Here is a 22,919-nt window from a genome sequence, read left to right as displayed (position 1 = left end):
GAGGAGTGAGTCATGGCGCGTGTGCGCTACATCGGGCCGGGGGCGGTGACCGTGCCGGAGCTCGGTGGCCGGACGGTCGAGCCGGACGAGGTGGTGGAGGTGCCCGACCGGCGGTTCGACGGCTACGTCTGCCAGGTGTCGGTGTGGGAGGCCGTGGAGGAGCCGGCGCCGGACGGCGGCCCGAAGGCGGCCCCGGTGAAGAAGACCGCGGCCAGGCCGCAGACCAAGGAGGGCTGATCCATGGCGATCGGATCCGGGCTCGGCGCCCAGCTCGGCATCGCCGCCGAGTCCACCTACGGCACGGCCGTCGCGCCGTCCAAGTTCATCGAGTTCACCAAGGAATCGCTGGTCCTGAAGAAGACGACGGCGCAGTCCGCGGGGATCGCGGCGGGCCGGCTGCTGGCGCTGGGATCGCGGCGGGTGGTCACCCGCCGCGAGGCGTCGGGCAGCATCGACCTGGAGGTCGTGAACAGGGGCATGGGTCTGCTGCTGCAGGCCCTGATGGGCACGAGCGTCACCCCCGTGCAGCAGGGCGCGGGTACCGCCTACCTGCAGACGCACACCCTCGCGGACACCGCCGGCAAGAGCCTGACGATCCAGAAGGGCGTGCCCCTGACGACGGGCACCGTGACCGACAAGACTTTCGTCGGCTGCAAGATCACCTCGGGTGAGTTCTCCTGCGGCGTGGGTGAGATGCTGACGGGCGCGTTCGAGATCGACGGCCGCGACGTCGACGAGACCCAGACCCTCGCCGCCGCCAGCTACTCGCCGATGACACCGTTCCACTTCGGGCAGATGGCCGTGAAGACCGGCGCCTACGGCACGGAGACCGCGCTGAACGGCATCCGCAAGATGTCCTGCAAGATCGAACGCCCGCAGGACGCCGAGCGGTTCTACGCCAACCAGGCCGCGCTGAAGGCCGAGCCGATCTCCAACGACCAGGTCAAGATCAGCGGGGCGATCGAGGCGGACTACGTGGCCACGACCCTGGACGACCTGCACACCAGCGACGGCAAGACGTCGCTGGTCTGGGAGTTCAAGGGCGCGAACATCGCCACCACCTACGACGAGACGTTCCGGATCGTGCTGCCGGAGATCCGCCTCGACGAGGGCCCGCCCACCATCGACGGCTTCGGCGTCCTCAAGCCGACGTTCAACTACGTCGGCCTCTACGACGGAACCAACTCCGTCAAGATCGAGTACATGTCCACGGACGTCACGCTGTGAGGTGATCTCATGGTGCGCGACATCCGCGTGCTCGGCACCGGCCAGCTGCTAGACCTGCAGCGGCAGCTGCGCCGGGCCGGGAACGAGAACCTGCGCAGGTCGATGCAGCGCCGCGTCCGGCGGGCCGCCGAACCCCTGCGCAGCGACCTGCAGAACGTCATCCGCAACCTGCCCATCACCTCGCAGGCCCGCAAGGCCGGCAACCGCGGCGGGCCCTCCCCGACCACGCGCCCGCTGCGCGCGAGCATCGCCGCCGCGGTGCGGATCTCGGTGCGCACCACCGGCCGTCCGGGCGCGCGGGTGTGGCTCGACCGCAGCCTCCTGCCCCCCGACATCACCATGGGCATGATCAACCGCCTGGAAGAGGGCCGCCTGCGCCACCCCACTTTCGGCAACCGCAGTCGCTGGGTGCAGCAGACCACGACACCTCTGTGGTGGGCGACCACGGTGCGCGCCCACACCCCCCGTATGACCCGTGAGGTCGAGCGCATCGTCGACGACGTGCGCCGCTACCTGGAGTAGGAGCACCAGTGATCATCATCTACACGCCCGGGGACGGCGCGCGTGAGGAGCACGACGCGCGGTCGCTGCGTATCTCGGAGGCGTCCATCGCGCAGCGCACCGCCGGCATGAAGTGGGCGGACATCGAGGAGGGGCTGGGGACGGACGACCCGGAGGCGATGCGCGTCGTCGTCTGGGTGCTGAAGAAGCGGGCGGCGCCGTCGCTCCGGTACGGGGACTTCGATCCGCTGCTGGGGGAGCTCACCACCCGCATGGACCGCGGCGAGGTCGCCGACTACATCCGCAATGCGTTCGCGGTGGCGGACGCCGACCCCGGCGTGGACCGCGACCAGGTCGCCGTGCTGCTGCGGCAGATCATCCCCGTGGCCCTGGACCCGGAGCACGCCGAGCGGCTGATCGCCGAGACGCAGGCCGGCCCAAAAGACCCGGCCCCCGCGGCGCCCCAGCCGGAGGCGGAGCCGATGCCGGGTTCCAGCCCGACCCCGACATCGACATCTGCCGGGGAGAGTGGCTCGCCCTCTTCGCCCACCTCCTCCACATCCCCCCGGCCGGAGTCGACGACCTGACGCTCAGTGATTTCTACGGGCTGATCGCGTGGATGCACCGCCACCAGGCCCGACTAGCTGCGGAAGGCGGTGAGTGATGCCGACGCTGAACTTCGTCCTCCTGGGCGCGGACGGTCTGTCCCCCGTCCTGAACAACGCCGGCGACAACGCCGGCGACCTCGCCCGCCGCCTCGACGCCGCCGCCCGCAGCGGCGACACGTCCATGCTGCGCTTCACCCGCTCCGCCGACGGCCGGCTGCGCGACCTGCGCGGCCGGTACATCACCGTCGCCGACGCGCAGCGGCGCCTGGCGGACGGGCTGCCCGACCTCGCCCGCCGCCTCGACGCCGCCGCCCGCAGCGGCGACACGTCCGTGACCCGCTTCACGCGGTCCGCCGACGGCCGGCTGCGCGACCTGCGCGGCCGGTTCATCAGCGTCGCCGACGCGCAGCGGCTCCTGGCGGACGGCATGCCCGACGTCGCCGCGCGCGCCGACGACAGCGCGCAGTCCCTCGGCGGGCTGGTCGCTGTCACCCGGCTGCTGTGGCCGGCGGCGATCCCCGCCGCCGCGTCCCTGGTGCCGCTCGCCGCCGGCGCCGTCACGGTCGCCGTGGCCATGGGCGCCATGGGGCTGGCGCTCGGTCCGCAGGTCGCGGCGCTGGGCCGGGCGTCCCAGGCGCAGCAGGCGTATGAGGCGGCCGTCGCGAAGTCGGGGGCGCGCTCGCAGGAGGCGGTCCAGGCGCAGGTCGCCTACGCGAAAGCGGTGGCGGAGCTCCCGCCCGAGACGCGCAGGGCGGCTGCGGCGGTCGGGCTGCTGAAGGACGAGTACAAGGCGTGGTCGGACAGTCTGGCCGCCGACACCATGGGGCCGTTCACCAAGGGGGTCGCGCTCGCCGGTGCCCTGGTGCCGAAGACCACCGGCCTGGTCAAGGTGGCGAGCGCGGAGACGGACCGGTTCATCACCATCCTCGGCGGCACGATGGCCTCGCCGGGGCTCGACGCCGCGAACGCGAGGTTCGCGGCGTTCGGCCGGAAGACGCTCGCCGGTCTCAACGACGACCTGGTGCGGCTGCTGCGGACCGGCGGGCAGGGCGAGGTCGGGTCGAACGCCCGCCGGTTCATGGACTGGGCGCGGGCGCAGGGCCCGACCGTGGCGAGCGTGCTGAGCAGCGTGAGCACAGCACTGGTCAACGTGCTGCAGGCGGGCAGCGACGTCGGCGTGGGCCTGCTGCAGGTGATCGAGGTCCTGGCCCGGCTGGTCAGCGCCGTGCCTCCGGAGGCCATCGGTTGGTTCCTTCAGCTGGCGCTCGCCGTCAAGGCCGTGCAGCTGGCTGTCGCCGGGGCCGCGGCCACCGCCGGAGCCTCGGCGGCGTTCACCGCCGGGATCACCGCGATGCAGACGGCGGCCGCGGGCGCGACCGGTGTCCTGCCCAAGCTGACCGCGGCGATCGCCACGATGTCCCGCGCGACGAAGGTCGCGGTCGCGGGCACAGGGATCGGTCTGCTGCTGATCGCGCTCACCGAGCTGTCGCAGCGCGGCAGGCAGGCGCCTCCCGACGTCGACAAACTCACGTCGTCGCTGCGCCAGCTGGCGTCCACGGGCAAGGTCACCGGCGAGGCGTCCAAGGCGTTCGGCTCCGACCTGGACGGCATGTACGGCAAGGTCAAGTCGCTGACGGATCCCGGGACTCTGGACGGGATCCAGCAGTTCCTGGTCGGGTGGACCGGCTGGGACTCGACGCCGGTCAAGGAGGCGAAGGCCAACCTCGGCGCCGTCGATGAGGCGCTCGCCGGCCTGGTGCGGGGCGGGCAGTCGGACCTGGCGGCCGCGGCCCTGAAGCGGCTGACCGCCGAGTACGGCAAGGGCGGCCGCGACACCAGCGAGTTCACCAGCAAGCTGCAGGCGTACAAGGGCGCCGTCGCCGACGCCAAGTTCGAGCAGCAGCTCGCGGCGCAGTCGATGGGTCTGTTCGGGTCCCAGGCGCAGAAGGTGCAGGGCAAGCTCGACGCGCAGAAGCGGTCCGCGGACGGGCTGCGGCAGAGCCTGCAGGCCCTCAACGACGTCAACAGGGCCGGGCTCGGCGGGATGATCGGGTTCGAGGCGGCGATCGACAACGCGGCGAAGGCCGCGCGAGACAACGCCGGCGCCCTGGAGATGTCCGGCGGCCGGCTGAACCTGAACTCGGAGAAGGCCCGCACCGCCGCCACCGCGCTGCAGGACCTGGCGTCCAGGACCGACGAGGCGGCGGCGTCCGCGCGGGAGTCGGGGGCGTCGTGGGAGACCGTCACCGGGGTCTACACCCGCGGGCGTGCCGCCCTGGTCAGGACGGCTCAGGCGATGGGCCTGAACCGGGCCGAGGCCGGGCAGCTCGCGGACCAGATCCTGAAGATCCCGGACAAGAAGGTCCGGGTCGACATGAGCAAGGAGGACGCCCAGCGCGACCTGGAGGCTTTCAACGCAGCCGTGAAGCGCACTCCCGGCAGCAAGTCGGTCACCCTGAAGGCCCTGTCGAAGGGCGCCGAGCAGATCCTCGAGGGCTTCGGTCTGAAGGTGAAGCGGCTGCCCAACGGGTCGGTGACCGTCACCGCGCGGACGGGCGCGGCCCTGGCCGGGGTGCGCAATGTGAAGGGGGCCGTGGACTCGCTGCGGTCCCGGAGCATCACGATCACCGCGACGTACTACCGCCGCGGTGACGGCGCTTCTTTCATGGGCGCGTCGGGCCGGTACGCGTCCGGCGGCCCGGTCCGCGGCTACGCCTCCGGCGGGAGCATCCAGGCGTTCCCCGAGGGCGGCTACGTGGACGGGCCCGGCACGGGAGTGTCGGACTCGATCCTGGCGCTTTTCGGGTCCGGTGCGAGGGGCCGGGTCTCGAACACCGAGTACGTGATCCGCTCGGCGATGGTCCGAAAATTCGGCATCCCGTTCTTCGACGCGCTGAACGCGGGCCGGCTGCTGATGCCCCGGGGCATGGGCCGGTTCGCGGACGGCGGGGCGAGCGTGGCCGGTGCCGCGGTCGCGGGCGGCCTGGCCGCCGGGATGACCGGCAGCGCGGGGCAGGTCTCCTCGGCGGCGCGGGTGATGGCCGGGGCGGTCACCGCCGGGATCCGGGACGAGCTGCAGATCGCGTCGCCGTCGAAGAAGACGAAGGCGCTCGCGGCCGACGTGGGAAGAGGCTTCATCTCCGGCCTGACCGGATCCCGCGACAAGATCAAGTCGGTGGCGGCCGATCTCGCCAAGGACATCAAGACCGCGTTCACCGGCCGCAAGGAGTCGTCCCTGCTCAAGAGCATGGACCGGCAGACGAAGAAGCTGCTGGACTACGCGGCCCGGCGGGACGCCCTCGCCAAGAAGATCGCCGAGGCGAAGGCGTACGCCTCCGACGTCACGAAGACCGCCCGCGGCCAGGCGGGCCTGTCCTCCCTCGGTATGGACGCCGAGCAGGTCACCGCGGGCGGCATCAAGGGCGGGCTCGGCGCGAAGCTCGCGCAGATCAAGCAGTTCACCAAGTACGTCGGCATGCTGGCCAAGCGTGGCCTGGCCAAGGGCCTGATCAGGCAGATCCTCGACATGAGCCCGGAGTCCGGCTACGCCTACGCGTCCGCGCTGGCGGGCGCCTCGGCGTCGACGCTCTCCTCCATCAGCAAGACCCAGTCGGCCATCGACAGTGCGACGAAGTCGCTCGGCACCCAGGGCGCCGACATCCTCTACGACTCCGGCAAGAACGCCTCCGAGGGCTTCCTCAAGGGGCTGGAGTCGCAGGAGAAGGACATCGAGAAGCTGATGCTGAAGATCGCCAAGTCCATGCAGAAGAGCATCAAGAAGGCTCTTGGCATCCGCAGCCCCTCGGCCGTGATGGCGCAGCTCGGCGCGTACTCCACGCAGGGCCTGGCCCGCGGCCTCGTCGACTCGATGCCCGTCCTGGACCGCGCGCTGGGCGCCGTGTCCGGCCGCGTGTCCGGTATCCAGCCGGTCATGGGCCGGGCCGCGATGGCCGGCGCGGGCGGCGGGCCCGTCTTCAACGTGAGTGTGGTCGTCGAGCAGGCCATGGACCCGATCGCGGTCGGCCAGGAGATCCAGCGGATCATGCTGCAGCTCGGCCGCTCGCAGGGCGCGAAGGTCAGCCTGAACCTCGGCGGAAGGGGGTAGCGGTGGTGCTCCTGGTGGAGATGGGCTGGGGCGGTCTGGTGCAGTACCCGGCCACCATCACGTGGACGGACATCAGTACCCGCGTCGACCAGCAGCGGCGCGTCACGATCAGCCGGGGCGCATCCGACGAGCGCTCGGAGACCCAGCCGGGCAGCGCGACCCTGACCCTGGACAACTTGGACGGGGCGCTCACACCGGGCAACACGTCCTCGCCGTGGGCGCCGTTCGTGCGGAAGAACGCGCCGATCAGGATCGCGCAGGCCGTCGTCCCCGTGCGGTCCGGGACGGCGCCGTACCCGCTGGCCATGCTCGCCGACCCTTTCGACGACGGCCGGGTCGACACCGCCCGGTGGCCGACCAACACCGGGGGCGCGACCGAGACACCGGCCGCCCGCCTGCGGATCCCGCTCGCCCCCGGCGTCGACACCAACTTCGCCTCGGCCCGCGAGTGGAAGCTCACCGGCAGCAAGCTCACGGCCAAGCTGGCGAAGGTCCCCGCCCTGAACGGCAGCAGCAACTGCGCGGCGTCGATGTGGATCACGTCCACCACCGGCGGGACCCGGATCGGCTGGCGCTACGACGCCGGGCTCGGCGTCCTCGCCGCGCAGTCCCAGACCGGCTTCGCCGACGGTGCGTCGGTGAACCTCACCTACTCGGCGATCGACCACGCCTGGCTGCGGGTGCGGGAGGCGGCCGGCACCGTGTACTGGGAGACGTCCGGCGACGGCTACGCGTGGACCGTGCGCCGCACACTGGCCACCCCGGCCTGGGTCGGCGCGCAGACCCAGGCCGTCGACTTCCCCACGACCCGCACCGGCGGCAGCAGCGACCCCGTCGAATGGCGCCTGGTCGGCGCCGAGGTCCGGCCCCGCTTCTACGGCCTGGTCAACGAGTTCCCGGTCGACTGGTCCGGCCTGTCGAGCACGGTCACGATCTCCTGCACCGACCTCTTCAAGCGGTTGAACCGGCTGCCGAACCTGCGGTCCATGGCGGCCGAGGAGATCGCCGCGGCCGGGCCCGTGGCGTACTACCCGCTCACCGAGCCGGCCGACTCGGCCAGCACCGGCGACCAGGCGGGCGGCGGCGCGGGCGCGCTGACGATCCAGCAGGCCGGCGTCGGCGGGACCCTCGCGCTGGCGGGATCCCCCGGCCCGGCCGCGACCGACGACCAGGTCCCGCTGTTCACGCCGTCCTCGGCGACCGCGGGGAAATGGCTGTCGGGCGACATGGGGGCCTCCGTCCAGCAGCAGCTCACCCAGTACTGGCCGGTTTTCGAGGCGTGGTTCCAGACCTCGGCCGGCGGCCGGGCCATCCTCGGCCTGGCCTCCCCGGGCCTGAGCCACGTGCACGTGCTGTCCCTGTCCGCCGCGGGGCAGCTGCAGATCGAGTGGACGAACGACGGCCAGACCGCCCTCACCGTCGAACTCGTCGACGGCGCGACCGGTCTGGCCGACGGGGCCTGGCACCACGTCGTCTACGACCAGTACACCGGCACCGTGTGGGTCGACGGCACCCTGCGGGACTCCGCCCTCGCCCTCACCTACGGATACGAGCAGCGGATCCTGCACGTCGGCGGCTACCGCGGCACCCGCCTGTGGAACGGCAGCCTCGCGCACGTCGCGATGTACGCGGTCGCCGCCCCCGCGGGGGCGGCGCTGGCCGCGCACTACGCGGCAGGCGCCGACGGCTACACCGGCGAGGACGCCGACGTGCGGATCCAGCGGCTCGCCCGGTACGCCGGCATCACCTCGGTGACAATCGCCGGAACCACCCACGACCCCATCGCCTCCCAAGGGCCGGGCGGGGCCGGCCTGGTGGCCCGCATGCGCGACGTCGAAGCCACCGAGTCCGGGAAGCTTTACGCCGCGCGGGACACGTTCGGGCTCGTCTACCAGTCCCGTGACCTGCGCTACAACCCCGACCCGGCAGCCGAGGCGTTCACCGTCGACTACGCCGACCTCGAGCCCGGAACCGCCTTCGCGGACGACGACCAGAAGATGGTCAACTCGGTGACCGCGGCCAGGCCGGGCGGGGCGACGCAGCGCGTCGCCGCCCAGCAGGCGATCACCGTGTTCGGGGAGTACCCGCAGAGCCTCGACATCCTCAAGACCAACGACAACAGCGTGCTGGACGCCGCGTACTGGCTGGTGTCCCGCTACGCCAACCCCGCACCCGAACTGCGGGAGGTCACCGTCGAGGCAGCCACCCTGCCCGCCGCCTTCCTGAAGATCCTCAGCGCCGACATCAGCAGCTACTTCACCGTCTACAACCTGCCCGTCCAGGCGCCCGCTCCCAGCGTCCGCGTCACCGTCGAGGGCTACAGCGAGACCCTCAAGGAGCAGTCCCACCTGATCACTTTCCGCACCTCCGCCGCCGCCACCGACTCCGTGTGGGTCCTGGACGACGCGGCCTACTCCGTCCTGGACTCCACCACCCGGCTGGCCTACTGAAACCGAAAAGGACACACCCGTGCCGATCCCTGTCGTGCGCGCAGAGACGTTCTACCTGCCGCCGCCCACCCAGCCCCGCGACGCGTGGGCAGACGTCCCCGCCGCCGCACTCGTGTGGCGGTGGATCGAGTACCGCATGGGACGCCGCGCCGTCCCGCCCGAGGACACCGTCGACGAGGTCTGCTACGCGCGCATCAACCAGAACCGGTGGCTCGCCGACTGCAGCAGCTGCGGGTCGGCGCAGGTCGTCTCCCCGGCCGACCCGCGCTACGCCTGCACCGAATGCACGTGGGGCTGGTGCACGCTCGCCTTCCCCGCGGACGTGCCCGCCGTGGAGGCGGGCCTGCTCGGCCTCAAGCCGGGCCTGCGCAACTGGTGGCACCCGGACGACCCGCGCAACCCCGACCGGCCACTCCCCCCGGGACCCGACCCCGGCCCGCTGGGTGAGGACCTGTGACCTTCGCCCCGCGCACCTGGGTCGTCGGCGAGGTCGTGTCCGCCGCAGTCATGAACCAGGAGATCCGCGACCAGTTCAACAGCATGTTCGCGGCCTGGACCCCCTACACGCCCGCCTGGACGTCGACCGGCACCGCGCCCTCCCTCGGCAACGGCACCATCATCGGCCGGTACATGAAGATCGGCCGCACCGTCATCTGCCACATCAACATGACCACCGGCTCGACCTCGACCTACGGCAGCGGCGACTACAACTGGTCCCTTCCCGTGCAGGCCGCCAACGTCGGCACAGCCATCGTCGGCACCGCCCAGCTCCTCGGCACCGACCGGTGGGTCGGACAGATCGTCATCGGCCCCAACGCCTCCGGCTGCTCCGCCTTCATGCCGATCACCGCCACCAACACGCGCACCAACTTCCTGACGGCGACCCGTCCCGAGACCCTCGCCGCCGGCGCCCAGGTCCGGCTCACCTTCATGTACGAAGCCGCATCCTGACCCACCCCCGCCACCACCCGCCCCGCGCCGACCCGGCCCGGGGCCTCGTCATGCCCGGGAGGGCACATGGCAGAGCAGCAGCCGTCCGTCGGACGGATCGTCCACTACACCAGCCACGGCACGCCGGTCCGCGAGGACGGCAGCCAGGCGTTTCCCCCGCAGTGCCGCGCCGCGATCGTGACCGAGGTCGACGACGCCGAGCCGTACAAGGTCGGCCTGGCTGTCCTCAACCCGGGCGGCATGTTCTTCCACTCCCTCGCCTCGGGCGGCTGCATGGCCGACTTCTTCGAGGCGCAGGGCGGCACCTGGCACTGGCCGGAGCGTGTGTGACGCAGACGCCCGCCCACCCCCTCCCCCCTCCGACGCCGCCGCGGTGTCGGCCCACACCCCTGGAGACGATCACGATGACGACCCGAGCCAAGTTCCGCTGCGACACCGAGACCCTGCGACGGTGGGGACCGGACGACCAGCAGGTCACGCGCTCCTACGACTTCTCGGCCGTGTACGACTCCGAGACACCGGAGGACCAGCGGTTCGTGAAGGCCACCCCGACCGGCAGCCTCACGATCCAGGTCGACAACCCGGCCGTGCGCTTCGTGCCGGGCCAGGCGTACTACCTGGACATCACCCCCGCCGTCGTCGACGGCGCGGAGACCGGCTGATGGCCGCGCCCATGTCCGCGAGCCGGTTCCTGGAGCTGCTGGCCGCCGAGGGCCTGACCGTCGTCGAGGTCGGCAACTGGGAGAACCACAACCGCAACCAGATGGGTCCGTTCGGCCCCCTCCACGGGGTGATGATCCATCACACCGTCACCAAGGGCACCGCCAGCACGGTCGCGATCGTCCGCGACGGATACGAGGGACTGCCCGGCCCGCTGTGCCACGGCATGATCGCCAAGGACGGCCGCGTGCACCTGGTCGGCTGGGGCCGCGCCAACCACGCGGGCCTGGGCGACCCTGACGTCCTCGCCGCGGTCATCGCCGAGCGGCGCCCGCCCGCCGACGACGAGGCCACCGTCGACGGCAACCGGCACTTCTACGGCTTCGAGTGCGAGAACCTCGGCGACGGCTCAGACCCGTGGCCCGAGGCGCAGATCGAGGCCATCGTGCGGGTGATCGCCGCGCTGTGCCGTCACCACGGATGGTCCGCCCGCTCCGCGCTGCGCCACCTCGACTGGCAGCCCGGCAAGGTCGACCCGCGCGGGCCGGGCATGGACTGGGACGCCGTCCTCAACCGGGTCACCAAGCGCCTCAGCGGGAAGCCGCCCGCTCCGCTGCCCGCGCCGGCGAGGCCGGTGGTCGATCTGTCCAAGCTGGTGGCGGCCGCCCGGTCCAACCCGAAGGCAGCGGGCACACCCGTCACGTACGGCGGTGTCCGCACCGTGGAGGCCGCCCTGGTCGACGCGGGCCTGCTGGCCAAGTCGCTCCTGGACGGGCACTTCGGCACCGCCACCGTCACCGCGTACGCCAAGTGGCAGCGCTCGAAGGCCGGCGGCGGGTACACCGGCGCGGACGCCGACGGCATCCCCGGCTCGGACTCCCTCAAGAAGCTCGGCGCGAAGTACGGCTTCGACGTCGTCGCCTGAAAGGACCAACGACCTTATGAAGATCTTCGGCAGAGAACCGGTGTACCTCCTCGCCTTCGTGGCGATCGCCCTCAAGCTCGCCGCGGCCTACGGCCTCGACGTCTCCGCCGGGCAACAGGGCGCCATCATGGCCGTCCTGTCGCTCACCGTCGCCCTCGTCACCGCGGTCGTGCTCAAGACCGGCGCCGCGGCGGCGGCCGTCGTGAACTTCGCGCAGGGTGCGCTGGCCCTGTTCCTGGCGTTCGGCCTGGAACTGTCGGCGGATCAGCAGGCCCTGTGGATGGCAGGGGTGGAGGCCGCGGTCGCGCTCGTGCTCCGCAAGGAGGTCACCGCCCCGGTGGCCTCGTTGCGGGTGGAGCAGTCCAGCGTCGTCAAGGCGGCCTGACCCTGACCCTGTTCCTGCGCGTCTTGGAGGTGACATGGACGCCGCCATGGTTACGGCCCTCGCCGCTCTGGTCGCAGGGGTCGCGGCCGCGGCGGCTGCCATGTACGGAAGCCGAGGTGCGGCCAGGGCAGCCCGGGAGGGCACCGCCGTGACTGGACTCAACAACCTGGCGGACCAGCTGCAGGAGGAGCGGCAGGACCTGCGGGAGCAGCTGTCCACGCTGCGCACCGACCTGGCCGCCAGGGAGCTGGAGATCGCGCGGCTGCGGCTGCTGGTGCAGCAGATGGGAGGGACTCCGTGACGCGGGCCGAGAGCGCCCTGTACCGGGCCCGGCATCTGCTGTGGATCGTGGGTGCGCTGCTCGTCCTGGGCGGGGGCCTGGGGCTGGCGTTCATCCTGATCGACCGGGCGTCGCAGCGTGCTGATGTGGCGACGGTACGGGCGAACCGTGCGGTCGCCGAGGCGGATCTGCGGGGGGAGGCGGTGGCGACGCTGGCCGGTGATGTGCGTGCGCTGCGGCAGCAGGTGACGGCTGAGGGGGCGACGCCGGTGGCGCCGGATCCGACGTCCGCGGTGGATGATCTGCCGGCGCGGGCGGCGGTGCCGGTGCCGATTCCGGGGCCGCGGGGTGTGCGGGGGCCGGCGGGGCGGGATGCGCCGACGGTCACGCCGTCGCCGGGGCCTCGGGGTGAGCAGGGGGAGCCGGGCGCGGCGGTGACGGGGCCGCCCGGTCCGCAGGGTGATCCGGGGCAGTCGGTCACCGGTCCGGCCGGTCCGGCGGGACCTGCCGGACCGGCCGGGCCGCAGGGCGAGCAGGGGCCGCGTGGTGAGCGCGGGGAGCCGGGGCCGGGCTGTCCGGACGGCTACAGCCTGCAGGCGCCGTCGTGGGATCCGGATGCTCTGGTCTGCCGCAGGGACGGGGCGCCGATGCCGGAACCGTCCAGTGGCGGTGTGTTGTCCATGGGTCTTGATCCGTACCGTCGTCAGTATCCGTAGTCGTCGCGGCCCCGCCCTCCATGGAGGGCGGGGCCGCTTCGTCATGTCCGGCCGAGTGCGCGCAACCCTGGCGAGGCGGGGTGGATGCGCAATCCGCTGCAATCGGGCAGCGCGCGAGTGCACACACGCGCATTCTGTAGAGCCCCAACCAGTCGAAGAGAGGCCCACATGGCGCTCAGGTTCCTCGGCACGACCAGCGATGGCGGTGACTGCCCGACCCTCTATGAGGTGGACGGCACAGACGAGATCCTCGTACAGGGCGACGTGGTCACCGACCCGGAGCACCTCGCCCAGCTGCGGGACGTGAAGCCGAGCGAGACGTTCGTACGGGTGCCTCGTGAACTCCTCACACGATTCGCCCCGCGCAGCGAGCCTCCCCCGCTCGTCCCCTTCAGCGAGATCGGCCACGTCTTCGCAGACTTCCGGCACACCGCCTGGCGACTGGAGACCCGACGCGGCTACGCCACCGACCGGCGCAGCGAGGCATGGGCGCGCTGGAAGGCCGGCGAGGACGTCACCCGCGACGGGCCCACCGAATGGCGCCGCAACGTGGCCGAGCAGGTCGCGCAGGGCAAGACCTTCGGCCGCGTGCGGATCGTCGACCACCCCCTGACGGAGGGGCAGGAGTTCCTTCTGGCCCGGGCGCCGGGCAACGTGGCCGCCGGCGACGAGGTCCGCTACCTCTGGCGCGACCAGGCGGTGCAGCTCGGGCTCCCGGACTGCGACTTCTGGCTCATCGACTCCCGTACCCTGCTCCGCTTCGCCTTCGACGAGGACGACACCACCCTCGGCGTGTACGTCACCGAGGACCCCGCCGAGGTCCTCGCCGCCTGCCAGGCCCGCGACGCGGCCTGGCATCACGCTGTGGCTGCCGCCGATCTCGCCGAGCGGGTACGTTCCACCATGTGAGCAGCGACTACCAATCCGGGCGGGTCGCCCTCGGTGCGCGCATGCGGGAACTGCGCACCGAGGCCGGCCTCAACGGCAAGGACTTCGCCGAGCGCCTCGGCTGGCAGCGGTCGAAAGTCAGCCGTCTCGAGAACGGCAAGCAGACCCCGAGCCGCGACGACCTCGTAGCGTGGGCCCAGGCAGCCGGCCGGCCCGACGTGGCCGGCGAGCTGACGGGTCGGCTCATCGGGCTGGAGACCCGGTACCGGTCACTGCGCAAGCAGTACTCCAACGGCCACCGTGCCCGCCAGGAGCAGGGCATCGTGGAGACGGAGCAGACGACGCTGCTGCGGGCCGTCGAGGTGATCCGTATCCCCGGGCTCTTCCAGACTCCCGAGTACGCGCGAGCCGTGTTCAGCGCGAACGCCGCTTTCCGGGACGCCCCGACCGGGGACATCGAGGACGCAGTCCGCGCCCGCATGCGACGTCAGCAGGCCCTCTACGAGGCTGAGCGCAGCTTCCGGATCCTGCTGTGGGAGGGCGCCCTGTACGCGCTGAACGCGTCCCGTCCGGTCATGGCCGCACAGCTGGACCGCCTGCGGTCCATGGTCGGCATGGACACGGTGCAGCTCGGCATCATCCCCTTCGCTGCCGAGCTGCGCCGCAGCCCCTCCCACGGGTTCTGGATCTATGACCGCAGGCTGGTGATCGTCGAGACGCTCAGCACGGAGATGTGGCTGGACGACGAAGAGTCCGTCGCGCTGTACGAGCGGGCCTGGCAGTGGCTCGACGACTCCGCCGTCTACGACGCCACCGCGCACCGGCTGATCGGCCGCGCGAGCGCTGCTCTCAACCTGTCCTGAACAACCCGCGGCAACCTCGGGGGCCGCGCGCGCAATCCGGCGCAATCGGCGAGCGGCCGCGCAATTGCCCTGCGTACGGTCCTGACTCATGGCCCTACCGAGGTTCATTGCACGGTACGAGGCTGGCGACGCGTGGCTCGCTGGCTGCTCTGCCCGCCCGGACCTCGTTCGAGCTGCGTGGGACACGGAGTCGCTCGCCCCGATCGCGTCCGGCGCCCATTGGCTGGTCGCCGAGGGGCAGCTCGCCACCAGGTACGACGCTCTCGCGCGCATCCCCATCCAGCTGCGCGGCCCGGTCCTCGCCGATCCTGAGGCCGACCGGCTGTGGTGGCTGGTCCCGCTCACCGCGGTCGAGGAGCTCGCCGACGTCCGGCAGGTGGCGGTCCGGCCGCCGGGCTGGTGTCTGCGCTGTCCGCCGGCGGGGTGGCAGATCGGGGGCCGGATGTGGATCACGCGCCCGGACGGCTCGGGCCTGCTGACTGATCCTGCCGTACTGGCCGCCGCGTTCGGGCCGGGCGGATACCGAGTGGAGGCAATTTGATGACCACACAGGCTTCCCCGTCCCCTGCGTGGGCGGCTTACGGCTGGTGCGCCTGGCACGGCGGCTATGCCGAGGGCGTTCGGCTGATCACCGTGCACGAGCAGGGGTCCGGCCCCGGCGGCAGCCTGTTCGCCTGCGGTCCGTGTCGCGAGGAGAACCGCCTGATCCCTTTCGCCGACCAGTGATGCATCCGGGCTTCGTGACCGCGGTCGAGATGCTGACCATGCCCCCGGTCTGCGACCTCCCCGAGGACAGGCGTAGCGGGGACCGGTGCGCGTACTGCGGGGGTGTCCCGGATGTCGACCTCGGCATCCGGCTGAGTGTCCTCCGCGGGGAGGTGCAGGTGTGGCGGCCCAAGAGCTGCGAACCGTGCGCCCGCTCGCGCGCCCGGGAAGTCTTCCGCGGCCACGTCGACACCTGTGCGCGCTGCTGTGGCGCCGACTACTGCGTCGACGCTCGCGCCGTGCACGGCCTCGGCTGGCCATAGGCCCCCGTGCCCGGCGCGACGGCGTGCCGGGCACGGGCCGCGTGCCCGCTCTCGCCCCACGCTGTATGGATCATGGCGGATTGTCTTTGCCCAGCCGCGCAAATTTAATGATCTTGCAGGGAGGGGACCCGGAGGCAACCGCGCCTGCCGTCGTGCCGTCCCCTGCGGCGCGGCGGCAGGCGCCTATCGGAAGAGGTCCGACGGTGGGACCTCGAGGACCCAGGCGATACGTAGCAGAGTGCTGACCTTCATCTCGCGGCCGGCTTCCACGTTCTGCACGGTGCGGCGGTCGATGCGTGCGGCCTGCCATACCTGGTCCTGGGTCAGGCCCTGGCGGCGGCGCTCGGCGCGCACGCGCTCGCCGATGGCTCGCAGGCGGTCGGGGGTCCAGTCCTCTTCGTGGGGCAGGTCTCGCACCCGTCACACGCTGGAGTGATCACGATATGTTGTCTGCGGACTGCGATCCGCTTTTAGTGATCTTGTTTTCGGTGGTTCGTCGTCACGGCCCGCGCGGAAGGCGTGGGGCTCACGGGGGACGGGTGCCCGCTCCGCCCCATGCCTGTAGAACAAGTGTTTGAATATGGCGGGCTCGCCCGCCCCTCGAACGGCCATCGCCGGCTTCGCTTCCCAGGCCCGCTGGCGCACGGCCGCGCGGCACCCCCGGTGTAGACGGGGGTGCCGCTGTCGTCTGGTACGCGGTAGCAGCGCTTTGCACTCACCTCCCCGAGTCCTGTGGGGGTCTCGCGGGCCGTGTTCCCGTGGGAACATGGCCCATCATTCGGGGGGTATTGAGTGTCATCCAGCGTCATCGAAGGGGGTGGCTATGTCCGCTATCCCCGCATCTTCGCAGGTCAGGGCATGTAACAAAATGGGTTCGAGTCCCGTCACTCACCCTGCAGATCAGCCGGTGACCTCGTCCCAAAGGTCACCGGCTGATTCTTTTGCCTACCCTGATTCCGCCCGGCTACGCATGGGCGACCGGGCGCGGCGCCGCCGCTCAGGACGACGCCCGGGTCACCAGTTCCGTGGCGAGGACCGCCTGCGTCCGCTCCAGCCCGCGCGAGGCAGCCGGGCGCCGGTCCGCGACCTCCGCGAGAAGCAGGTCGATCATGCGCCGGCCCATCTCCTCGATCGGCTGGCGCACGCTGGTCAGGGGCGGGTCCATGTGGCGGGCTATGGCGGAGTCGTCGTAGCCGACCAGGGCGACGTCGTCGGGGATGCGGCGGCCCGCCCCGCGCAGCGCGTGGCGGGCGCCCGCCGCCGTCACGTCCGAGGCGGCGAAGACCGCGTCGAGGTCGGGGCGGCGCTCCAGCAGGGCGCGCATCGCCCGGGTGCCGCCCTCCTCGGTGAAGTCGCCCGCCTCGATCAGCCCCGGGTCCACCCCCGGCCCCAGGTCGCGCAGGGCGTCGCGGTAGCCGTCGGCGCGGCGCTGGGCGCCGTAGACGTCGAGCCGGCCGGTGATGTGGGCGACGCGGGAGCGGCCGCGGGAGAGCAGGTGTTCGACGGCGGAGCGGGCGCCGCCGTAGTTGTCGGAGTCCACCGAGGTCAGCGTCTCGGCCGCCGATCTGGGGCCGCTGATCACGGCGGGGATCTCCAGCTGGGCCAGGAGATCGGGCAGCGGGTCGTCGGCGTGCACCGAGACCAGCAGCACCCCGTCGACCCGGTGGGCGGCCAGGTACTGGGCGAGCCGGCGGCGCTCCTTGTCGCTGCCCGCGAAGATGAGCAGCAGCTGCATCTCGGTGTCGGACAGTTCGGCGCCCACACCGCGCAGCATGTCCGAGAAGTACGGTTCCGCGAAGAAGCGGGTCTCCGGCTCGGGCACGACCAGCGCGACGGCGTCGGTGCGGTTGGCGGCGAGGGCGCGGGCGGCGGTGTTGGGTACGTAGCCCAGCTCCGTGACCGCCGCCTCGACCGCGGCGCGGGTGGCGTCGCTGACCCGGGGCGAGCCGTTGATCACCCGGGAGACGGTGCCGCGGCCCACGCCGGCCCGCGCCGCCACCTCTTCGAGGGTGGGCCGACCGCCGCCGCGGCCCCGCGTTCCGTGGGTTGCCATGGACTCCGCCTCCCGTTGACCATTTCGTTGGCCTGGAATTTAACAGTCCCCCCGGTGGGGGGACCGTGGGCGGGGGCCGCGGACGGACGCCCCCGCACCGGCCGAGCACCGCCGATCTTGGCCGACTCCGCTCGCTCCGCACGCGCCGCGTGGGTTAGTTAACGGGCCGATAACTGAACACACAACTCGGTGTCCGGTCCCTTGACACCCCCGCTCGGAGCCGCGAACCTTCAACACATCACTTGTGGGAGCGCTCCCACAGCACCTGACACATACATGTCCCGCACGTTCCCCGCCCGAGCCGCAGCGTGAACAATGAACGGGCCCAACAGTGCAGTTGGCCGGGGGGTCGGCACGTCAGGCAACAGGAGGACGCAATGCGCACGAGTACCCGCGGGTCCCGCCGGCTGATGGCCTTCGCGGCCGCAGCCGCGCTGACGACGGGGCTGCTCGCCGGCTGCGCCGAGGACTCGGACAACGGCTCTTCGAACGAGGGCGCTGGCAACAGCGGCGGTGGCAAGACCACGCTCACCATCGGCACCTTCGGTGTCTTCGGCTACAAGCAGGCCGGCCTCTACGACGAGTACATGAAGCTCAACCCCGGCATCTCCATCAAGGAGAACGTCACCACCCGTACCGACGTCTACTGGCCGAAGACGCTGACCCGCCTCCAGGCGGGCTCCGGCACCGACGACATCCAGGCGATCGAGGTCGGCAACATCACCGAGGCGGTGCAGACGCAGGGCGACAAGTTCGTGGACCTCGGCAAGGAGGTCGACAAGTCCCAGTGGCTGGACTGGAAGAACTCCCAGGCCACCACCAAGGACGGCAAGCTGATCGGGCTCGGCACCGACATCGGTCCGATGGCGATCTGCTACCGCAAGGACCTGTTCCAGCAGGCCGGTCTGGAGACCGACCGCACCAAGCTCGCCGCGCAGTGGAAGGGCGACTGGAGCAAGTACGTCGCGGTCGGCAAGGACTACATGAAGAAGGCGCCGAGCGGCACCAAGTTCGTGGACTCCGCCTCCTCCGTCTACAACGCGGCCCTCGGCGGCGAGACCACCACGTACTACGACAAGGACGGCAACGTCGTCTGGGACAAGTCGTCGGGCGTGAAGAAGGCGTGGAGCGTCGCCATGGACGTGGCGACGAGCAACATGTCGGCGAAGCTGAAGCAGTTCGACAAGCCGTGGGACCAGGGCTACGCCAACGGCACTTTCGCCACCGTCGCCTGCCCGGCCTGGATGATCGGCTACATCCAGGAGAAGTCCGGTGACGCCGGCAAGGGCAAGTGGGACGTCGCGGCGGCGCCGACGGCCGCCAACTGGGGCGGCTCGTACATCGGTGTGCCGACGGCGGGCAAGAACCAGAAGGAAGCCATCAAGCTGGCGAAGTGGCTGACCGCGCCCGAGCAGCAGGCGAAGGTCTTCGCCAAGCAGGCCAGCTTCCCGTCGGCTCCCGGGGCGTACTCCAGCCTGAAGCCGGCCGCCGCCACCCAGGCGTACTTCTCCGAGGCCCCGCTCACGGAGATCTTCTCGGCCTCCGCGAAGACCATCCCGTCCCAGTTCCGCGGGGCGAAGGACCAGCCGATCGGCACCGCCATCACCGACATCGGCATCCTCCAGGTCGAGCAGAGGGGCAAGAGCCCGGCGCAGGGCTGGGAGGCCGCGACCAACGAGATCAAGGACGTGCTCGGCCAGTGAGCAGTCCCAAGCAGGCCCTCACGCATCCCGCGTCGAGCGCCGACGCCGCGCCCGGTGACCAGCCGGGCGCGGCCGGGCGCGGTCGCGGTACGCCGGCTCCCGGGGGCGACTCCTGGCGCAGCCGGCTGTACCGCTGGGACATGAAGGCGTCGCCGTACGTGTTCATCGCCCCCTTCTTCATCGTGTTCGGGGCGTTCTCGCTCGTCCCGCTGCTCTACACGGCCTGGTACTCGCTGCACAACGTGCAGCTGGCCGACCTCGACGGCCAGACCTGGGCCGGTCTGAAGAACTACGAGAACCTGCTCTCCTCGGAATTCTTCTGGAACGCGCTGGGGAACACCCTCACCATCGGTGTGATCTCCACGGTTCCGCAGCTGCTGATCGCGATCGGCATGGCGCATCTGCTCAACTACAAGCTGCGCGGCTCGACCGTGTGGCGGGTCGTGATGCTCACCCCGTACGCCACCTCGGTGGCGGCGGCGACGCTGGTCTTCGTGCTGCTGTACTCCTGGGACGGCGGCATGATCAACTGGCTGCTGGACTTCGTCGGGATCGACCCCGTCAACTGGCGCGAGTCCGACTGGGGTTCGCAGTTCGCGGTGTCCTCGATCGTGATCTGGCGCTGGACCGGCTACAACGCGCTGATCTATCTGGCCGCCATGCAGGCCATCCCAGCCGATCTGTACGAGTCGGCCGCCATCGACGGCGCCAACCGCTGGCAGCAGTTCATCCATGTGACGGTCCCGCAGCTGCGGCCGACGATCCTGTTCACGGTGGTCGTGTCGACGATCGGCGCGACCCAGCTCTTCGGCGAGCCCCTGCTGTTCGGCGGGGTGAGCGGTTCGAAGGGCGGTTCCGAGCACCAGTACCAGACGCTCGGCCTGTACATGTACGACCAGGGCTGGATCATCGGCAACCTCGGCAAGGCGTCCGCGATCGCCTGGTCGATGTTCCTGATCCTGCTGATCGTCGCCGTGATCCAGCTGCTGATCTCCCGACGGCTGAGGAAGTCCCAATGACCGCGACCGAACTGACGTCACCGCCGCAGTCCACGGAGCCCGCCGACAAGGGCCGGCGGGCGCGGCCCCGGGTGATGGGCGCGGGCAAGCAGCTGCACGCGGGCCCCCTCACCTACGTGGTGCTGTCCCTCTTCGCGCTGGTGTCGCTGGCCCCGCTGGTGTGGACGGCCATCGCGGCCTCGCGCACCAACCAGCGGCTCGCGGAGACCCCGCCGCCGCTGTGGTTCGGCGGGAACCTCTTCAAGAACATGGAGCGGGCGTGGGAGGAGGGCGGGCTCGGCACGGCCATGTTCAACACGATCTTCGTGGCGAGCATGATCACGATCAGCACCGTGCTCTTCTCCACGCTGGCGGGCTTCGCCTTCGCCAAGCTGCGCTTCCGCTTCTCCGGCGTGCTGCTGCTGCTGACGATCGGCACGATGATGATCCCGCCGCAGCTGGCGGTCGTACCGCTGTACCTGTGGATGGCGGACCTCGGCTGGTCCAACCAGCTCCAGACGGTGATCCTGCCGACGCTGTGCACGGCCTTCGGGACGTTCTTCATGCGGCAGTACCTGCTCCAGGCGCTGCCGAGCGAGCTGATCGAGGCGGCGCGGGTGGACGGCGCGAGCAGTCTGCGGGTCGTCTGGCACGTGGTCTTCCCCGCGGCGCGGCCCGCGATGGCCGTGCTCGGCCTGCTGACGTTCGTGTTCGCCTGGAACGACTTCCTGTGGCCGATCATCGCCCTCAACCAGGAGAACCCGACCGTGCAGGTCGCGCTGAACTCGCTCGGCACGGGGTACGTCCCCGACCAGGCGGTGATCATGGCGGGCGCGCTGCTGGGCACGCTGCCGCTGCTGATCGCCTTCCTGCTGTTCGGCAAGCAGATCGTGGGCGGCATCATGCAGGGCGCGGTCAAGGGCTGACGTCCCCCCGCGTCCGGTCCGTGCGGCTCCGGGGGCCGGGTCACCGCCGCCCCGGCCCTCGCTCCCCTCCCGTCCCCCGCCAGCCCACCGCCCTTCTTCCCCCTCGTACCCGTCGGTCTCCACGACCTCATATGGGAGCGCTTCCATGCCTGAGCCCATGTCTTCCCCGTCCTTCCCCTCCTCCTTCCTGTGGGGCGCCGCGACCTCGGCGTACCAGATCGAGGGAGCGGTGCGGGAGGGCGGCCGCACGCCCTCCATCTGGGACACCTTCAGCCACACACCGGGCCGCACGGCCGGCGGCGAGCACGGTGACATCGCTGTCGACCACTACCACCGCTTCCGCGACGACGTGGCGATGATGGCCGACCTCGGCCTGGACGCGTACCGCTTCTCCGTCTCCTGGTCCCGGGTCCAGCCGACGGGGCGCGGCCCCGCGGTGCAGGTGGGCCTGGACTTCTACCGCCGGCTGGTGGACGAGCTGCTGGCGCGCGGCATCAAGCCGGCGCTCACCCTCTACCACTGGGACCTTCCGCAGGAGCTGGAGGACGCGGGCGGCTGGCCGGAGCGCGAGACCGCGTACCGCTTCGCCGAGTACGCGCAGATCGTCGGCGAGGCGCTCGGCGACCGGGTGGAGAACTGGATCACGCTCAACGAGCCGTGGTGCAGCGCCTTCCTCGGCTACGCCTCGGGCGTGCACGCGCCGGGCCGCACCGAGCCGGAGGCGTCGCTGCGGGCGGCCCACCACCTCAACCTCGCGCACGGCCTGGGCACCACCGCCCTGCGCTCGGTGATGCCGGCCCGCAACACGGTGGCGCTCAGCCTCAACTCCTCCGTGGTACGGCCGCTTTCGCAGGACCCGGCCGACCTGGTCGCGGTCCGCACGATCGACGACCTGGCCAACGGGATCTTCCACGGCCCGATCCTGCACGGGGCCTACCCGCGCACGCTGTTCGACGCGACCGCGCGGCTGACGGACTGGTCCTTCGTCCAGGACGGCGACCTGGCGGCGATCCACCAGCCGCTGGACGCGCTGGGCCTGAACTACTACACCCCGGCCCTGGTCTCCGCCGCCGCCGAGCGGCCGAGCGGCCCGCGCGCCGACGGCCACGGGGCGAGCGAGCACTCGCCGTGGCCCGGCGCGGACGACGTGCTGTTCCACCAGTCGCCGGGCGAGCGCACCGAGATGGGCTGGTCCGTCGACCCGACCGGTCTGCACGAGCTGCTCATGCGCTACACCCGGGAAGCGCCGGGGCTGGCGCTCTACATCACGGAGAACGGCGCGGCCTACGACGACAAGCCCGACGCCGAGGGCCGGGTGCACGACCCGGAGCGCGTCGCCTATCTGCACGGCCACCTCTCCGCGGTGCGCCGCGCGATCGCCGACGGCGCGGACGTGCGGGGCTACTACCTGTGGTCCCTGATGGACAACTTCGAGTGGGCGTACGGCTACGAGAAGCGGTTCGGGGCGGTGTACGTCGACTACGGGACCCTGGCGCGGACCCCGAAGTCGAGCGCGCACTGGTACGCCAGGGCGGCCCGCACGGGCACGCTGCCCGCGGTGGACGAGGTGTTCTAGCCGCGGCACGGGGCCGGCGGGGCGGTGGCCGTCCGCGGCGGGGGGCCGCCTGCGGTGGGGGCCGCGGCGGGCGGTG

At 71.4% G+C, this 22,919-nt stretch carries 25 protein-coding genes; 23 read left to right on the top strand and 2 right to left on the bottom strand.

Features of this window, described 5'->3' with window-relative positions:
* Window positions 1-12: 12 nt before the first annotated feature.
* From SZN_RS09200 to SZN_RS09110, 19 genes are all read left to right on the top strand, one after another.
* Entirely contained in the window at window positions 13-237 is a 225-nt protein-coding gene (locus SZN_RS09200) for a hypothetical protein (protein ID WP_007493585.1), read from the top strand.
* Between the two features lie 3 nt (window positions 238-240).
* A complete protein-coding gene (locus tag SZN_RS09195) occupies window positions 241-1,227 on the top strand; it encodes a phage tail tube protein (protein ID WP_007493583.1) in 987 nt (328 codons plus the stop codon).
* A 9-nt stretch (window positions 1,228-1,236) separates the two neighbouring features.
* Window positions 1,237-1,749, top strand: a complete 513-nt coding sequence (locus tag SZN_RS09190) for a hypothetical protein (protein ID WP_007493581.1) — start codon at window positions 1,237-1,239, stop codon at window positions 1,747-1,749.
* A gap of 8 nt (window positions 1,750-1,757) precedes the next feature.
* Window positions 1,758-2,315 carry a hypothetical protein gene (locus SZN_RS09185; protein WP_007493580.1) on the top strand — a complete coding sequence of 186 codons (558 nt, stop codon included), beginning with the start codon at window positions 1,758-1,760 and terminating at the stop codon, window positions 2,313-2,315.
* 76 nt (window positions 2,316-2,391) lie between these two features.
* Entirely contained in the window at window positions 2,392-6,441 is a 4,050-nt protein-coding gene (locus SZN_RS09180) for a hypothetical protein (protein ID WP_007493578.1), read from the top strand.
* Between the two features lie 2 nt (window positions 6,442-6,443).
* Window positions 6,444-8,891: a LamG domain-containing protein gene (locus SZN_RS09175; RefSeq protein WP_007493576.1), complete on the top strand. Its 2,448-nt coding sequence runs from the start codon at window positions 6,444-6,446 to the stop codon at window positions 8,889-8,891.
* Window positions 8,892-8,910: 19 nt separating this feature from the next.
* Window positions 8,911-9,348 (top strand): hypothetical protein, encoded by a 438-nt coding sequence (locus SZN_RS09170; RefSeq protein WP_007493574.1) that lies wholly within the window; start codon window positions 8,911-8,913, stop codon window positions 9,346-9,348.
* Entirely contained in the window at window positions 9,345-9,842 is a 498-nt protein-coding gene (locus SZN_RS09165; protein ID WP_007493571.1) for a hypothetical protein, read from the top strand. The genes SZN_RS09170 and SZN_RS09165 overlap by 4 nt, the downstream gene beginning before the upstream one ends.
* Window positions 9,843-9,908: 66 nt before the next feature.
* Window positions 9,909-10,172, top strand: coding sequence for a hypothetical protein (locus tag SZN_RS09160; protein ID WP_007493570.1), 264 nt, complete (start codon window positions 9,909-9,911; stop codon window positions 10,170-10,172).
* A gap of 74 nt (window positions 10,173-10,246) precedes the next feature.
* Window positions 10,247-10,504 (top strand): hypothetical protein, encoded by a 258-nt coding sequence (locus SZN_RS09155; protein ID WP_007493569.1) that lies wholly within the window; start codon window positions 10,247-10,249, stop codon window positions 10,502-10,504.
* Window positions 10,504-11,427, top strand: a complete 924-nt coding sequence (locus SZN_RS09150) for an N-acetylmuramoyl-L-alanine amidase (protein WP_007493568.1) — start codon at window positions 10,504-10,506, stop codon at window positions 11,425-11,427. Before SZN_RS09155 ends, SZN_RS09150 begins: the two co-directional genes overlap by 1 nt.
* A 16-nt stretch (window positions 11,428-11,443) precedes the next feature.
* Window positions 11,444-11,812, top strand: coding sequence for a hypothetical protein (locus SZN_RS09145; RefSeq protein WP_007493567.1), 369 nt, complete (start codon window positions 11,444-11,446; stop codon window positions 11,810-11,812).
* Between the two features lie 148 nt (window positions 11,813-11,960).
* Entirely contained in the window at window positions 11,961-12,113 is a 153-nt protein-coding gene (locus tag SZN_RS42390; RefSeq protein WP_244313324.1) for a hypothetical protein, read from the top strand.
* Window positions 12,110-12,808, top strand: a complete 699-nt coding sequence (locus SZN_RS43140; protein WP_007493565.1) for a collagen-like domain-containing protein — start codon at window positions 12,110-12,112, stop codon at window positions 12,806-12,808. The genes SZN_RS42390 and SZN_RS43140 overlap by 4 nt, the downstream gene beginning before the upstream one ends.
* A 168-nt stretch (window positions 12,809-12,976) precedes the next feature.
* Window positions 12,977-13,717 (top strand): DUF6879 family protein, encoded by a 741-nt coding sequence (locus tag SZN_RS09130; protein WP_007493564.1) that lies wholly within the window; start codon window positions 12,977-12,979, stop codon window positions 13,715-13,717.
* Window positions 13,714-14,559 (top strand): helix-turn-helix domain-containing protein, encoded by an 846-nt coding sequence (locus SZN_RS09125; RefSeq protein ID WP_007493562.1) that lies wholly within the window; start codon window positions 13,714-13,716, stop codon window positions 14,557-14,559. Before SZN_RS09130 ends, SZN_RS09125 begins: the two co-directional genes overlap by 4 nt.
* An 88-nt stretch (window positions 14,560-14,647) precedes the next feature.
* Window positions 14,648-15,100 (top strand): hypothetical protein, encoded by a 453-nt coding sequence (locus SZN_RS09120; RefSeq protein WP_007493561.1) that lies wholly within the window; start codon window positions 14,648-14,650, stop codon window positions 15,098-15,100.
* Window positions 15,100-15,285 carry a hypothetical protein gene (locus SZN_RS09115; RefSeq protein WP_007493559.1) on the top strand — a complete coding sequence of 62 codons (186 nt, stop codon included), beginning with the start codon at window positions 15,100-15,102 and terminating at the stop codon, window positions 15,283-15,285. Before SZN_RS09120 ends, SZN_RS09115 begins: the two co-directional genes overlap by 1 nt.
* Before the next feature lie 14 nt (window positions 15,286-15,299).
* On the top strand, window positions 15,300-15,587 hold the full coding sequence (locus SZN_RS09110; RefSeq protein ID WP_139063541.1) for a hypothetical protein: 288 nt from the start codon (window positions 15,300-15,302) through the stop codon (window positions 15,585-15,587).
* 183 nt (window positions 15,588-15,770) lie between these two features.
* On the opposite strand, the gene SZN_RS09105 is transcribed toward SZN_RS09110, so the two are convergent.
* Entirely contained in the window at window positions 15,771-16,004 is a 234-nt protein-coding gene (locus tag SZN_RS09105) for a helix-turn-helix domain-containing protein (RefSeq protein WP_007493555.1), read from the bottom strand.
* A 580-nt stretch (window positions 16,005-16,584) separates the two neighbouring features.
* Window positions 16,585-17,640, bottom strand: a complete 1,056-nt coding sequence (locus SZN_RS09100; RefSeq protein WP_007493554.1) for a LacI family DNA-binding transcriptional regulator — start codon at window positions 17,638-17,640, stop codon at window positions 16,585-16,587.
* A 377-nt stretch (window positions 17,641-18,017) separates the two neighbouring features.
* On the opposite strand from SZN_RS09100, the gene SZN_RS09095 reads away from it, so the two are divergent.
* The 4 genes from SZN_RS09095 (at window position 18,018) to SZN_RS09080 (ending at window position 22,843) form a co-directional block, all read left to right on the top strand.
* Complete coding sequence (locus tag SZN_RS09095) at window positions 18,018-19,343, top strand: ABC transporter substrate-binding protein (RefSeq protein WP_007493551.1); 1,326 nt, start codon at window positions 18,018-18,020, stop codon at window positions 19,341-19,343.
* Window positions 19,340-20,362, top strand: a complete 1,023-nt coding sequence (locus SZN_RS09090; RefSeq protein WP_007493549.1) for a carbohydrate ABC transporter permease — start codon at window positions 19,340-19,342, stop codon at window positions 20,360-20,362. The genes SZN_RS09095 and SZN_RS09090 overlap by 4 nt, the downstream gene beginning before the upstream one ends.
* Complete coding sequence (locus SZN_RS09085) at window positions 20,359-21,267, top strand: carbohydrate ABC transporter permease (RefSeq protein ID WP_007493546.1); 909 nt, start codon at window positions 20,359-20,361, stop codon at window positions 21,265-21,267. The genes SZN_RS09090 and SZN_RS09085 overlap by 4 nt, the downstream gene beginning before the upstream one ends.
* A gap of 145 nt (window positions 21,268-21,412) precedes the next feature.
* Window positions 21,413-22,843, top strand: a complete 1,431-nt coding sequence (locus SZN_RS09080; RefSeq protein ID WP_043729471.1) for a GH1 family beta-glucosidase — start codon at window positions 21,413-21,415, stop codon at window positions 22,841-22,843.
* The last annotated feature ends 76 nt before the right edge of the window (window positions 22,844-22,919 follow it).

It is taken from the genome of Streptomyces zinciresistens K42 (assembly GCF_000225525.1).
In the GTDB taxonomy this organism is placed as follows: Bacteria; Actinomycetota; Actinomycetes; order Streptomycetales; family Streptomycetaceae; genus Streptomyces; species Streptomyces zinciresistens.
This window is presented reverse-complemented; position numbering and strand designations above follow the sequence as displayed.

Bases quoted from the DNA above. Each gene is read 5' to 3' on its own strand.
- SZN_RS09200 (WP_007493585.1), top strand. From the start codon at position 13: ATGGCGCGTGTGCGCTACATCGGGCCGGGGGCGGTGACCGTGCCGGAG.
- SZN_RS09195 (WP_007493583.1), top strand. From the start codon at position 241: ATGGCGATCGGATCCGGGCTCGGCGCCCAGCTCGGCATCGCCGCCGAG.
- SZN_RS09190 (WP_007493581.1), top strand. From the start codon at position 1,237: ATGGTGCGCGACATCCGCGTGCTCGGCACCGGCCAGCTGCTAGACCTG.
- SZN_RS09180 (WP_007493578.1), top strand. From the start codon at position 2,392: ATGCCGACGCTGAACTTCGTCCTCCTGGGCGCGGACGGTCTGTCCCCC.
- SZN_RS09160 (WP_007493570.1), top strand. From the start codon at position 9,909: ATGGCAGAGCAGCAGCCGTCCGTCGGACGGATCGTCCACTACACCAGC.
- SZN_RS09155 (WP_007493569.1), top strand. From the start codon at position 10,247: ATGACGACCCGAGCCAAGTTCCGCTGCGACACCGAGACCCTGCGACGG.
- SZN_RS09150 (WP_007493568.1), top strand. From the start codon at position 10,504: ATGGCCGCGCCCATGTCCGCGAGCCGGTTCCTGGAGCTGCTGGCCGCC.
- SZN_RS09145 (WP_007493567.1), top strand. From the start codon at position 11,444: ATGAAGATCTTCGGCAGAGAACCGGTGTACCTCCTCGCCTTCGTGGCG.
- SZN_RS09130 (WP_007493564.1), top strand. From the start codon at position 12,977: ATGGCGCTCAGGTTCCTCGGCACGACCAGCGATGGCGGTGACTGCCCG.
- SZN_RS09120 (WP_007493561.1), top strand. From the start codon at position 14,648: ATGGCCCTACCGAGGTTCATTGCACGGTACGAGGCTGGCGACGCGTGG.
- SZN_RS09115 (WP_007493559.1), top strand. From the start codon at position 15,100: ATGACCACACAGGCTTCCCCGTCCCCTGCGTGGGCGGCTTACGGCTGG.
- SZN_RS09100 (WP_007493554.1), bottom strand. From the start codon at position 17,640: ATGGCAACCCACGGAACGCGGGGCCGCGGCGGCGGTCGGCCCACCCTC.
- SZN_RS09095 (WP_007493551.1), top strand. From the start codon at position 18,018: ATGCGCACGAGTACCCGCGGGTCCCGCCGGCTGATGGCCTTCGCGGCC.
- SZN_RS09085 (WP_007493546.1), top strand. From the start codon at position 20,359: ATGACCGCGACCGAACTGACGTCACCGCCGCAGTCCACGGAGCCCGCC.
- SZN_RS09080 (WP_043729471.1), top strand. From the start codon at position 21,413: ATGCCTGAGCCCATGTCTTCCCCGTCCTTCCCCTCCTCCTTCCTGTGG.